Genomic DNA, 12,889 nt, shown 5'->3' on the forward strand with positions numbered 1-12,889 from the left:
CCGGGAGGGCGGCCTCCATTGCCTAAGAACGGAGCAACCAAAAAATGATGGATTCATCCTCGACCGCAGTCGTTGGGACGACGCCCGCTGCCTCGCGCGGCGGCTGGAAACGCTGGGGGGCCGCCCTGGCCCTGGCCGCCGGCAGCTGTGGCGCGCAAGCGGTCACGGTCGACCTGCTGCTGCTGTACGACAGCTACAGCCAGAACTACTTCAACGGCCAGCCGCAGACGGCGCTGCGCAGCTGGGTGGACCAGGTCAACACGATGTACGTCAACAGCGGCATCGACATCCAGCTGCGCCTGGTGGGCACCCAGCTGAACAACGTCGCCGCCTCCGACATGGGCGATGTGCTCGAGCGCATCCGCTCCGACAGCGCGGTGGCCCGCCGGCGCGATGAATTGGGCGCCGACTTCGTGGCCCAGATCCACCAAAGCGGCGAATGCGGCATCGGCTATGTGGCGGTGCGCGCCGACGTGGCCTTCAACGTGGTCGGCCCGACCTGCGGCCCCTACACGCTGGCCCACGAGCTGGGCCACAACATGGGCCTGAGCCACTCGCGCCGCCAGGGTGACACCGGTGGCGCCCGCTATGCCTATGCGCTGGGGCACGGGGTGGATCGGCTGTTCGGCACCATCATGACCTATGCCTTCCTGTTCAACGCGCCGCGCATCCCGCAGTTCTCCAACCCGCGGCAGACTTGCAAGGGCGTGCCCTGCGGCGTGCCGGAAGGCCAGCCGGAGCAGGCCGACGCGGTCAAGGCCCTCAACAACGTGCGCACCGAGCTGGCGAACTTCCGCCCGACGCGCGTGGGCGGGCCCACCGAGCCGCCGACCAACCCGGGCACCACCCTGGCCAACGGCGTCTACCTGGTGAAGGCCAAGCACAGCGGCAAGTGCATGGATGTGGACAACGCCCGCCAGGACGAGGGCCGCAACGTGTTCCAGTGGACCTGCCATGGCGGCAACAACCAGCGCTGGATCTTCACCAACCTGAACAACGGCTACTACGAGGTGAAGGTCAAGCACAGCGGCAAGTGCCTGGACGTGGACCACAGCGGCACCTCCAATGGCGTGAACGTGCACCAGTGGTCCTGCAACCGCAGCACGGCCCAGCAATGGAAGCCGGTGGCCAACAGCGACGGCAGCTACCGCATGGTGGCGCGCGTCAGCGGCAAGGTGCTCGACGTGGCGGGCGGCTCGATGAGCAATGCCGGCAATATCCAGCAGTGGGACTCGCTGTCGTCGGCGAACCAGAACTGGACGCTGCAACGGGTGGAGTGAGGCAAGCGGCGGCGCGAGCCGCCCTTGGCCGGAACCACGGCGGCGCAGGCCGCCAGTGGCGATAGCGCGGGCGGCAAGTGCCGCCCGCTGTCGTTTGGACGGCGGCCCGGAAGGCCGCCGAAGCCGAGGACGTCCGTGGCTGTCCGGCCTCGACCGCCCGGACAACCGGCCGCGCAGCAGTGGCGGGCCAGGCGGGCGTGCGCCGCGCCTGGCGGGCCGCCTGCGGCAAGCGCCCGTCGTCGCGGGCCGGTGCGACACCTGCCCGGCCGCAGGCGGCCGGGCAGGCCTGCGGGCTCAGGCTGCTTGAGCGGCGCGGCGGCGCTTGGCCACCATGCTCACGACACCCAGGCCCAGCGCGAGCAGCGCATAGGTCTCGGGCTCGGGCACCGGCGCCAGGTTGACCAGGGTCACGTAGTTCAGGTTGACCGCGAAGGAGTCCTCGGCGGTGCCGTCCAGCAGCGAGAAGCTGAAGCGGGTGCCATCGGCCCACAGGCCCGACAGCAGCTGGCCGTCATAGCGCAGGTTCTGGCCGTAGACGGTCAGGTGCGCATTGCCGCTGCGGTGCAGCCAGGAGATGTCGCCGCCACGCAGTTCGGCGCTGGCGTCGCCGGTCAGCGCCAGCCAGTTGATGCCACCGCCCAGCAGCTGCAGGGAGCTGTTGTCGTTGCCGGTGTAGTACTCGACCCGGCCGGCTTGCTGCAGCACGGAGGAGCTGCCGAACGCATCGATCCAGCCAAAGTTGGCGCCGCTGTTGCTCACCGAGGACCCACGGGTCACGGTGATCCAGTCGAGGTCACCACCGGCCTGGTAGCTGGCAGCATCCACCGGCGCCTGGCCAGAGGCATCGAACACGCCGGCTTGCGCCGCACCCAGCGGCGCCAGCAGGGCCGCCGCGCAGGCCAGCGCGGACAGGCTGAAAGACTTCAGACGCGACTTCTTCATGTTGAACTTCCCCTAATCGTCATTTGTTGTAGGGGCCGCGCCGCATGCAGGAAAACGCTGGCGTGGCCGCCCCACCTCCCCGGTGGGCGACCGCAGTGTATGAGGCCCTGCCTGGGCGCGGCAGGGGGCCCGCGCCACCGCCCCCCTGGGTCAGGGGGGCGGCAAAACGAGCGTCAAAAAATCACGGCCAGGGGTAAGTGCGCCCTTGCATCGAAGCCGATGCACGCCACTGCGACCGGCCGCCCATCCGCGCATCCAGCGGTCGGTCTCGCGGGTGCCGCCGGCGCGCCCGCCGCCGCCCCGACGATGCCGAGGACGAAAAACAACACGCCCGGACGCCATGGCCGAATCTATTCACATCTGAACACATTCAAGCAGCTGTGAGGCAAACCGTTCATGCACAACCGCCTGCCTCCCTGGCGCCGCAAGGGCACGACGCCGCGCCCCTGGCAGCCGCGCGACGCCGCAGCAGCCAGACACCGGGAAGCCGCGCCCGCACCACGATGGGCGGGGGCAGGCGGCCGGGGCCCGCTGAGGTGGCTGATGTCGCCTGCGCGCGAGCGTGCCGCACCACCGCAGGGGCGCTCGCCGCGCCGTCTGCCGCTGCCGGCTTCAGGCTGGCTGCCGCAGCACCTTCATCATGGCGCCCAGCCGCTCGGTCCCCAGGCCGGCCGTCAACGCGCGCTCGAACAGGGCCGAAGCAAAAGCCGGGAAGGAGGCATCGATGCCCGCCTCGCGCGCCTGCCGGACGAACAACCGGCCGGAACCGGCGCAGGTGTCCATCGAGCTGGCTGGCTTGCCATAGGCCTCGGCCAGCACCGCCTCGCCTTCACTGGCCACCATCTCGCCCAGCACCGGCCAGATGGCCTGGATCATCGCGTTGAACCCGGCCAGCGGCAGTCCTTCTGACTCGCAGATGCGCAGCCCGTGGAAGAAGCCGAACATCGCACCGAACATGCTCGACAGCGCGGCCAGGTCCCAGGCCGCGGCCGCCCCGACCGCCTCGCCCATGTAGCGTGTCTCGCCAGCCACCGCGGCCAGCACCGACGCGCAGCGCTCGTAGGCAGTGCGGGCGCCCGACACGAACAAGGGCGTGTCGGGCCGTCCGAGCTGGCCGGGCGTGGCCAGCAGTGCGCCGTCCAGGTAGTCGGCCCCCTGCTGTCGGGCCCAGGCCTCGCCATCGCGCGCGTCCTGCGGCGTGCCGGTGCTCAATTGCACCAGCACGCGGCCGTCGAGTGCTGCGGCGGCGTCGGGGCTCTGCAGCACCGCACGCGAGGCAGCGTAGTCGGCAACGCAAACCAACACCCGCGGGCTCGCCGCGATCGCTGCTGCCGCGCTCGGCGCCACCACCGCGCCCGCCTTGGCGAGGGCGGCGGCCCTGGCAGCCGTGCGGTTCCAGACGGTGGCACGGTGGCCACCGGCCAGCACGGCGCGGGCAATGGCGGCGCCCATCGGGCCCAGCCCGAGGATGGAAACGTCTGTCATGTGGATTCCTTTCTTCTCATCGAAACAGCAAAGGTGCCGAGCAGCGGCGCCACCGGCCCGCCCGGTCAGCCATGCATCGGTTCCAGCCGCGACAGGCCGCCGTCCACCGGCAGCTCGGCACCGGTGGTGAAGGTGGCCTCGAAGGCCAGGAACAAGGCGGTGCGAGCCACTTCCTCGGCAGTGCCGACGCGCTGCATCGGTGTGACCCGGCTGCCCAGCTGCTCGAAGGCCACCAGCTCGTCTTCCGGGGTGCCGGCCACGCCCATGGTCGGCGTCTTGATGAAGCCCGGGCCCACGCTGTTGACACGGATGCCGCGCGGCAGCAGCTCGACCGCCAGCGCCCGCGCAAAGGCACGCAGCGCGGCCTTGGAGCCGCAATAGACGCTCATGCCGGGCGATCCCGACACATCTGCCACCGTGGTGAAGACGAAGGAGCCGCCGCGGCGCACCAGCGGCGCCAGCCGCTGCACCGTGAAATAGGCACCCCGCGTGTTGATGCCGAACATCTTGTCGAAGCTCGCCTCGGTGACCTGCTCCAGCGGCTCGAGCGAGGCGAAGCCGGCGTTGATGAACACGAAGTCGACCTCGCCCAGCTTGTCCTGCACCGCGTCACGGAGCATGTCGATGTCGGCCACGCGCGAGGTGTCGGAGCGCAGCACATGCACCCGGCCGCCGAACTCGCGGCGGGCCGCCGCCAGGTTCGTCTCGTTCAGGCCGGTCAGCAGCACCTCGGCGCCGCCGTCGAGCAGCGCCCGCGCGGCGGCCAGCCCCATGCCGATGGTGCCGCCGGTGATGACAGCCTTCTTGCCGAGGTAGCGGCCGTCGCCGTGCGAGGAGGGGGAAACTTGCATGATGTCCTTTCAGGAGAGGGTGGCGGGCCACGCCGGCCGGCAGGCCCGGGGAGCGAGCAAGGATGCCGACAGCCGCCCGGCGCGTCGCGCACGAAAGGACGTACTTCAAGCACAATCGGACGCCGCATCGACGCCATGCAAGGAGCACCGACGATGGACAAGGAAGCAGTTGCCCCCGCCGAGCGGCAGGCGGACGCGGCGGCCGTTGGCACGACGAGCCGGCAGCCGCCGGCGGCCTCCGCCCGCGTCGGCCTGAAGCTCGACCTGCGCACCACCCCGGCCGGAATTTCGGGCTTCGAGGCCCGGCCCGAGCACCGCCTGCGGCTGCATGCGGGCGCGCCGGTGCGCGGCACCTGCGGGCAGCACCGCTTCACCTACCGGCGTGGCGACCTTGACATCTTTCCGGCCGGCACCACCGACGTCTGGGAGGACCAGGACGCCAGCACCTCGTTGATCCTGCTGCTCTCGCCGGCCCTGCTGCAGCGGGCGGCCGACGACATGGGGGTGGCCGCCGGGGCCGCCGGCCTGGAGCCGCGGCACCAGTTCAAGGACAAGCAGATCGAGCACATCGCCTGGGCCCTGGAAGCCGAGCGCCGTGCCGGCCACCCGAGCGGCCTGCTGTACACCGAGAGCCTTGGCATGGCGCTGGCCGTGCACCTGCTCGGGCGCTACCGGGTGCCCCAGCGCATGCCGCGCCAGGGCCTGCCGACGCGGCAGCTGCAGCGGGTGACGGAGTACATCGAGGCCCACCTCGACCAGGACCTGTCGCTGGCCGTGCTGGCCGCCCTGGCCGACCTGAGCGCCTCGCACTTCAAGACCCTGTTCAAGCGATCCACCGGCCTGCCGGTGCATGAGTACGTGGTGCAGCGCCGGGTGGCCCGGGCCAAGGCCCTGCTGCAGGACGGCCGCCTGCCGGCCAGCCAGGTGGCACTGGAAGCCGGCTTCGCCCACCAGAGCCACATGGCGCGCTGCATGCGCCGCGTGCTGGGCGTCACGCCGGCCCAGGTGGCCCGGCCGCTCGGCTGAAGCCAGGCCGGCGGCCGCGGGCATCGCAGATGCTGGTCACCACGGTCGGCCGGGCGTCGCTGCACGCACCGGCTTCCGCACCGACCGCCCAGGAGATCGAACCATGGCCATTCCGCATGCTCAGCCCCTCGATGTCATCAGCGTCCGTCCGCTCGGCGAGGCGCTGGACCAGGCGGTGAGCACCAGCCTGCTGAAGACCGACCGCCTGCAACTGCTGCACCTCGTGCTGCGTGCCCACCAGGACCAGCCGCAGCACCATGTCGCCCTCGAATGCAGCATCCACTGCCTGGAAGGCGATGTGGAGGTGGTGATGCCGGGCGGCACCCGCCGGCTCGGCCCGGGACAACTGGTGGTGTTGCCGGGCGGGCAGCCCCATGCCTTGCGCGCCCGCAGCGACTCGGCCGTGCTGGTGACCTTGTTGCTGGACCATGGTGATGCCGGTGACGCGGGCGGTGCCGGAGCACAGCGCCTGCAGGGGTCGCCAGGAGGCACCACCGCGGGCTGAGCTGGCCGATGGGGTCCATCCACACCCGCAGCGGGCCACCCAGCGCCCTCGTGGCGCCACAGTGCCCGCTTCGGGCTTGAAGCAACTCCTACAGCTGTGAAATTCCTCTGCAGGACTTCGCGTAAGTCCTAGCGGCCTCCTCCCCAGTCGGGGGGTGGTGGCCCGGGGTTCCATCGCCTTTCATTGATCGACGCACCCTGCCGTGCGCAGCGCCTGCGCTGCAGGTGCGATCGGTCAACTCAGGGAGAGAACACCATGGCCACCGTCTACAGGATCCATCCTGCCATTGGCATTGCCCGGCTGGGCAACAGCCCGGACGAGTTCTTCATCGGCCCGGAGCGACCGGGCGCCCACCCCGAGCCGGCCGGCGGTTTCAAGGACGCGCAGTGCCGCGTCAAGCGCCAGGCGGCGCGCTTTCGCATCTATGCCCACCATGATGACAACAGCGTCGAGGAGATCACCGATGCGCAAGCCGAGATCACCTGGACCGTGCACCTTGCCAACCGCAAGGCCGCCTTCCCCGGCCGCGGCAACAACGAGCCGGCGGCCGACCTGGTCATCGACCCCGGGCCGCGCACGCTCGAAGGGCCCAACCAGATCGAGCCGTTCGACAGCGGCAGCATCCGCTTCTCCGGCCAGCAGGCCACCACCGTGCCGCTGGGCGAGATCCGCAGCGACGACGACAACCACTTGATCGTGCTGGGTGGCCTCGGGCGCTCGGCCTCTCCGGGTGGCAATGGCATCGGCAGCTTCTGGGGCAACGCCGGCTGGTACGACGACGTCTCCGACGGCCCGGTGAGCGCCACCGTGAAGATCCGGGCCACCGGTGAAACGCCGGCGGTCGAAGGAGCCTGGGTGATCGTGGCGCCCCCGAAGTTCGCGCCGCACCAGGACAGCATCGTCACGCTCTACGACCGGGTGTTCCAGGCCATGGTGGACGCCGGGCACGCCAGTGCGCCTGCCACCACCAGCTACACGCGGGACGTCTACCCCATCCTGCAGCGCGCCCGCGACACGAAGTGGGTCTATGAGACCTTCGCCCACGGCTGGCCGGACCCGGTGGTGAGCCAGCCGCTGCGCGAGGCCATCTTCAACCGGCTGCGCCCGGGCGGCAACATGCCGGCCCTCAACGGCGGCGACTCTGCCCTCACCGCGGTGCAATACGCCCACATGCAACGCTGGAAGGACGGCAACTTCGACAACGACTGGGCCGGCGTGCCCCTGCCCGAGGCCGCGCTCGACCCGGACGGCCTGGACCGCGCGGCGCTGGAGGCCGGCGTGGGCGGCGCCTTCTTCCCCGGCATCGAGGCCGGCGGGCTGGATGACAGCCAGCGGCCCATCGTCACGGCGGCCAACTACCAGGGCTTCCTGCGCATCAACGCCGCGGCCGTGGCGCCCGGCGGCATCACCGCCACGATGGCCCTGCCCTGGCAGGCCGACTTCAACGCCTGCGCCGACAACTGGTGGCCGGTGCCGCGACCCAACCAGGTCCGGCCGCAAAGCAACGCCGGCTATGTCGAATGGGACCGTGGCGTCGGCAGCTACGAGGACATGGTGGCGAAGTGGCACACGCTGGGCTTCGTGGTGAGGCAAGGCAGCGAGCATGTCGAGGTGGACCGCTGTGGCGAGGCCAGCATCACGCTGCTCACGCCCCATCTCGACTTCGTCGACATCCCGCAGGGGCCGATGGGCATGGTGCGCGAGCAGCCGCTGGCCATCAGCTTCGAAGTGGTCTCGACCGCCGCCGCCGTGACGCTGGAGTACGCCCCCGGCGGCGCGCCGGCGCACCCGCAGCTGGTGGCCGCCAACACCAGCGTCACGGTGGGACCCACGGCGGGCAGCAGCGTGGCCACAGCCCGCCTGTGGGTGGTCTACCGCACCGGCCTGGCGCCTTCGGCCCTGCCCACGCAAGTGGTCACGGTGCGCGAGCCGGTGAGCGGACAGCAATGGAGCGTCAGCATCGACGGCAACACCGTCGCACGCAAGACGGCCGCTGCGGCGCTGGTGCTCGACCGCTCCGGCAGCATGGCCGAGGACCGCGGCGACGGCACCTCCAAGCAGGTGGCCTTGCAGCAGGCGGCCGGTGTGTTCGTGGACGTGATGCTGGAAGGCGACGGCGTGGGCATCGTCCGCTACAACGAGGACGCGCAGGCCCTGCAGCCGGTGCTCGCGCTGGGCGGCGGCGGCCTGTCGGACCTGAACCGCAACCAGACCGTGGACCTCATCAACGGCAACCAGCTCGACCCGCAAGGGGCGACCTCCATCGGCGACGGCATCCATGAGGGCCGCCAGATCCTCGACGCCGCCGGCGCCGGCTACGACCTGAAAGCGCTGGTGGTGCTGACCGACGGCAAGGAGAACCGCGCCCGCTACATCGCCGACGTGGCCGGCGAGATCAACGAGCGCACCTATGCAGTGGGCCTCGGCACGCCGCAGAACACCAGTGCCGCAGCACTGCAGACGGTGTCCGGCAACCATGGCGGCTTCCTGCTGGTGACCGGTGCCATCGACACCGACAACCGCTTCCTGCTGCAGAAGTACTTCCTGCAGATCCTGGCCGGCGTCAGCAATGCCGAGGTGGTGCTCGACCCGGACGGTGAGCTGCGGCCGGGCGCCGTGCACCGCATTCCCTTCGTGCTGAGCGAGGCCGATGCCGGCGTGGACGTGATCCTGCTGACCCCCTATCCGCAAGCCATCGACTTCCGGCTGCAGACGCCCAACGGCCTGCTGCTGGAACCCTGGCGGGCCGCCAGTGAGCCGGGCATGCGCTTCGTGGCGGCCCACGGCGTCTGCTACTACCGGCTGGTGCTGCCCGTGCAACTGGTGGCCGGCCGCTACGACCAGCAGGGCACCTGGCATGCACTGCTGCGCATCGGCGAGCCGCGCCACCAGCCCAGCGAAGGCAGCCCCGACGGCGCCGACCACGGCATCCTCCAGGGCCTGCACTCGCCGCAGGCGCTGCAGGCCGGACGCCGCCCGCCGCCTGCCCTGCCGGGCGAGCTCGGGCGCGCCTTCAGCGTTGCGCAGGCAAGCGCTGCCGGCGCCACCGCCGCCGCAGCGCAGGCGGCCGCCGCCGGGCGGCGCAGCCTGCCGTACAGCCTGGTCGTGCACAGCTATTCGAGCGTGTCGCTGCGCGGCCAGGCACGGCAGGACAGCCATGAGCCCGGCGCCGGTGTGCAGCTCACCGCGACGCTGACGCAGTCCGGCCTGCCGCTGCAGGGCGAGGCCAGCGTGTGGGCCGAGCTCACGCGCCCCGACGGCAGCCGCACCGAGGTCCCGCTGGCCATGGCGGAAGCGGGGCGCTACCAGGGCGACTTCCAGGCCGCCAGCCCGGGCGTCTGGCGTGTGCGCCTGCGGGCGCGCGGCCGCACCCGCAAGGGCTTGCCCTTCACCCGCGAGCAGCAGCTCACCGCTGCCGTCTGGCGCGGCGGCGACCACGATGCCACCGGGGGGGCCGGCGGCAGCCTGCAAGACCTGCTGCAGGAGCGCGACGAGCGCCTGTGCCGGCTGCTGCGCTGCCTGCTGACCCGGGGCCATGTGCTCGATGCCGAGCTGGAACGCCGCCTGCACGAAGCGGGCATCGACCTGGAGCTGGCCCGCAAGTGCCTCGCCAGCTTCTGCGCCGAGGGCCGCGCCACCCGCCGCGGCAACCAGGATGGCTGAGCCGGCACCCGGCGGCCAGGCCGACGTGGTGGTGGTCGGCGCCGGCCCGGCCGGCGCCGCCACGGCGCGGCGGCTGGCACTCGCCGGCTGGCGGGTGGTGCTGGTCGAAGGCAGCCGCTTCCAGGCCCCCCGGGTCGGCGAGTCGCTTGCACCGGCGGTGCAGCCGCTGCTGCAGGCACTGGGCGTCTGGCACGGCTTCACCGCGCTGGCCACGGCACCGTCGTGGGGCACACGCAGCCGCTGGGGCACCGACGAGGAGCAAACCCACAGCCATCTGCAAAGCGCCTGGGGCTGTGGCTGGCATGTCGACCGCCTGGCCTTCGACCGCCTCCTGGCTGACGCTGCCGTCAGCGCCGGAGCCCGCCGGCTCGACGGCTGCACGGTGCAGGCCTGCACGCCGGGCCCGCGCGGCTGGCAGCTGCGACTGCTGGGGCCTGGCGCCAGCGAGGGCTGCCCTGGCGCGGGCGGCGTCCTGCAGGCCCGCCTGCTGATCGACGCCACAGGCCGGCAGGCTCGGCTTGCACGCCGGCTCGGCGCACGCCGGCTGTTGTTCGACCCACTGGTGGGCGTGGCGGCCCACTGGGCACCTGCCGCCTGGGGCCCCGGGCCCGGACAGGCTGCCGCCGCGCAGCAGGTGGTGCTGGTCGAGACGGCTCCGGAGGGCTGGTGGTACTCGGCCCCCCTGCCTGGCGGATGCAGCGGCGCCGGCATGGTGGCCATGCTGTTCACCGATGCCGACCTGTGCGGCCGCGCCGGCCTGGCCGAGGCCCGCCACTGGCAAGCGCGCCTCGAAGATGCGCCGGCCACCCGGCAGCGCCTGGCCGGCCACACCTTGCGCTGGGGACCGCGCGCCTGTTCGGCGGCCAGCCATCGCTTGTGGCGGCCGCCGGGATCGGCGGCCTGGCTGGCGGTGGGCGATGCGGCCCTGGCGGTGGACCCGATCTCGGGCAGCGGCGTGGTGCGCGCGCTGCGCGGCGCGGCGGCCGCGGCCGCCGCCGCGCTCGAGTGCCTGCCTGTGCCGGGCAGTGCCCGGGCCCTGGAGAGCATGGCGGCCTACGAAGCGGCGCTGGACCAGGACTGCGGCCGCTACCTGCAGGAGCGGGCGGCCTACTACGCGCTGGAGCGGCGCTGGCAGGCCCACCCCTTCTGGCAGCGGCGCGCCCAGGCGGCGCAGGCGCTCGCGCAGTCCCCATGAAAAAAGCCGCAGGGCACCCGGAGGCGCACTGCGGCAGAGATCGAGTGAATCGCGACAGGGGCGGCCGCCGCGGGCGGCAGCCAGCCCCTCATGCAGCCCTTACCGGAGGACCGGCAGGTGCTTCGGACGCATGTCGGACGGCGGGACGTACTTGCCCTTCGTCGCGCTGAGCGCCTTGGCACGCACTTCTTCCGTGCTCATGGCGTAGTGCAGCGTGGCGTAGGCCACCGCGTCGGAGTTCAGGTCCAGTGCGGCGTCGTTCAGGTTGGTCATGTCGTCGCAAGCCTGGTGGTAGCACTTGTCGAAGGCCTTGCCAGCCTCACCGCCCCACAGTGCCGCCTGCTCGGGCGTCATGATGTCTTCCGCACCGGTGAACAGGCCACCGGCAGGGATGTCATTGGCGATGAAGGGACCGTAGTCGGAACGACCGTCGAAATCGGTGCCCTGGAACGGCTTGCCGCGCTCGGTGTAGAAGGCCTCGAAGGTCTTCTCGATGCCAGCGGAGCCTTCCGGACCCGCGCCTTCACCTTCATTGTCGGAGTTGTCGCCGTCGTAGATGAAGTAGCCGGGGTTGGGCGAGCCGATCATGTCGAAGTTCATGTACAGCTGGATCTTCGCCTTCTCTTCCGCGCTCAGGGTCGCCACATAGTGCTCGGAACCCAGCAGGCCCGATTCCTCGGCACCCCACAGGGCGAAGCGCACCTTGTTGCGCGGCGTGACCTTGGCCATCTGCACTGCCGTCTCGAGGATGGCGGCCGAGCCCGTGCCGTTGTCGTTGATGCCCGGGCCTTCATGGACGGAGTCCAGGTGGGCGCCAGCCATCACAACGCGGGTTGCATCGCCGGTCTTGGATTCGGCAATGACGTTGTAGGTCTCGGTGGTCGTGCGGGTGGTCGAGGTGACGATGCGCATCGTCAGGCCTGCCTTGCCGGCCAGCTCGGTGCCCACCGCCTTGGAGACCGACACCACCGGGACATTGCCGGTGAAGGTGTCGCCCAGCGTGCCGTTGAGGTCACCGTCGGCGTTGTTGTAGATCACCACGCCGGAGGCGCCCTTGGCCACCGCATTGGTGGCCTTCTGGCCGAACGGGCACTCGCCGCGGCTGATCAGCGCGATGTGGCCTGCGGTGAAGCCGGCGAAATCGGCCTCGTTGCAACCCAGGTTGGCCACCTTGGTGACGGTGGCGTTCGCCGTGCCGGAACCCGAGTAGGACATGACCTGGTGCGCGATCGGCGTCACCGGCGTCGGGGTCAGCTGCTCCAGCACGCTGCCGCCCTTGTCCTCGAACACGATGAAGCTGAAGGTCTGGCGGCTCACGTCGTAGCCGGCGTCCTTGAACACCTTCTCGGCGTACTCCACCGACTTCAGGTGGCCCGGGTTGCCGGAGGCGCGGTTGCCGCCATTGGCGTTGGAGATGTCCTGCAGGGTCTGCAGGCGAGCCTTCACGCCTTGCAGCGTGACGCAGGCCATCAGCTTTTCCTTGGTGTCGTTCACCTGCGTCGCGCAGGTCGGCGCCGGTGCGGGGGTCGGTGCCGGTGCCGGTTCGTCATCGTCCCCACCGCCGCCACCGCAGGCGGCCATCATGGCCGCCACGGCCATCATGGACGCGCCGATCCAGGCCTTCGCTCCCGGGGTGGGATAGTTATTTCGCTTCACCAATTTGTCTCCGATCAAAGTCAGTTCCTGACGATGTTGAGCATTTACCGCTCAGTAAGGTTTGGAAAAGGCAGTATCTACAGCCAGCAGGACCTTGCGTTTATCAAACCGTAACCACTTGGTGCCTGCGCACTGTGCTGCCCCACGACGGCGCATTCGATGTGCATGCACATAAAGCAGCAGCGATGCCGTCCGTCTTGTGCAAAAACGGCCCGTCTTTCCCTGTGCTGCGGTGCCGCACACATGCCGGGCGACGAGAATGCAAGGGCCGTGCCGGCCTTATTTC

9 protein-coding genes are annotated in these 12,889 nt (G+C 70.7%); 5 read left to right on the forward strand and 4 right to left on the reverse strand.

The features are described from left to right. The first annotated feature begins 44 nt into the window (after positions 1–44). Positions 45–1,280, forward strand: coding sequence for an RICIN domain-containing protein (locus tag N7L95_RS12055; RefSeq protein WP_301255503.1), 1,236 nt, complete (start codon positions 45–47; stop codon positions 1,278–1,280). Between the two features lie 294 nt (positions 1,281–1,574). Here the strand turns inward: N7L95_RS12055 and N7L95_RS12060 are convergent, their stop codons facing one another. The 3 genes from N7L95_RS12060 to N7L95_RS12070 all read right to left on the reverse strand — a co-directional run bounded on the left by N7L95_RS12060 (position 1,575) and on the right by N7L95_RS12070 (position 4,558). After that, positions 1,575–2,222 carry a PEP-CTERM sorting domain-containing protein gene (locus N7L95_RS12060; RefSeq protein ID WP_301255504.1) on the reverse strand — a complete coding sequence of 216 codons (648 nt, stop codon included), beginning with the start codon at positions 2,220–2,222 and terminating at the stop codon, positions 1,575–1,577. A 612-nt stretch (positions 2,223–2,834) separates the two neighbouring features. Next, a complete protein-coding gene (locus N7L95_RS12065; protein WP_301255505.1) occupies positions 2,835–3,707 on the reverse strand; it encodes an NAD(P)-dependent oxidoreductase in 873 nt (290 codons plus the stop codon). 65 nt (positions 3,708–3,772) lie between these two features. Beyond that, positions 3,773–4,558 carry an SDR family oxidoreductase gene (locus N7L95_RS12070; protein ID WP_301255506.1) on the reverse strand — a complete coding sequence of 262 codons (786 nt, stop codon included), beginning with the start codon at positions 4,556–4,558 and terminating at the stop codon, positions 3,773–3,775. Positions 4,559–4,711: 153 nt separating this feature from the next. On the opposite strand from N7L95_RS12070, the gene N7L95_RS12075 reads away from it, so the two are divergent. The 4 genes from N7L95_RS12075 (at position 4,712) to N7L95_RS12090 (ending at position 10,947) form a co-directional block, all read left to right on the forward strand. Further along, positions 4,712–5,584, forward strand: coding sequence for an AraC family transcriptional regulator (locus N7L95_RS12075; RefSeq protein WP_301255507.1), 873 nt, complete (start codon positions 4,712–4,714; stop codon positions 5,582–5,584). Positions 5,585–5,687: 103 nt separating this feature from the next. Next, positions 5,688–6,089 carry a cupin domain-containing protein gene (locus N7L95_RS12080; RefSeq protein ID WP_301255508.1) on the forward strand — a complete coding sequence of 134 codons (402 nt, stop codon included), beginning with the start codon at positions 5,688–5,690 and terminating at the stop codon, positions 6,087–6,089. 255 nt (positions 6,090–6,344) lie between these two features. Next, positions 6,345–9,752 (forward strand): LodA/GoxA family CTQ-dependent oxidase, encoded by a 3,408-nt coding sequence (locus N7L95_RS12085; protein WP_301255509.1) that lies wholly within the window; start codon positions 6,345–6,347, stop codon positions 9,750–9,752. Continuing rightward, entirely contained in the window at positions 9,745–10,947 is a 1,203-nt protein-coding gene (locus N7L95_RS12090; RefSeq protein ID WP_301255510.1) for an NAD(P)/FAD-dependent oxidoreductase, read from the forward strand. The genes N7L95_RS12085 and N7L95_RS12090 overlap by 8 nt, the downstream gene beginning before the upstream one ends. 99 nt (positions 10,948–11,046) lie before the next feature. Here N7L95_RS12090 and N7L95_RS12095 read toward each other — a convergent pair whose 3' ends face one another. Beyond that, a complete protein-coding gene (locus N7L95_RS12095) occupies positions 11,047–12,603 on the reverse strand; it encodes a M28 family metallopeptidase (RefSeq protein WP_301255511.1) in 1,557 nt (518 codons plus the stop codon). Between the last annotated feature and the right edge of the window lie 286 nt (positions 12,604–12,889).

It is taken from the genome of Eleftheria terrae (assembly GCF_030419005.1).
GTDB classification, from domain to species: Bacteria; Pseudomonadota; Gammaproteobacteria; order Burkholderiales; family Burkholderiaceae_C; genus Caldimonas; species Caldimonas terrae.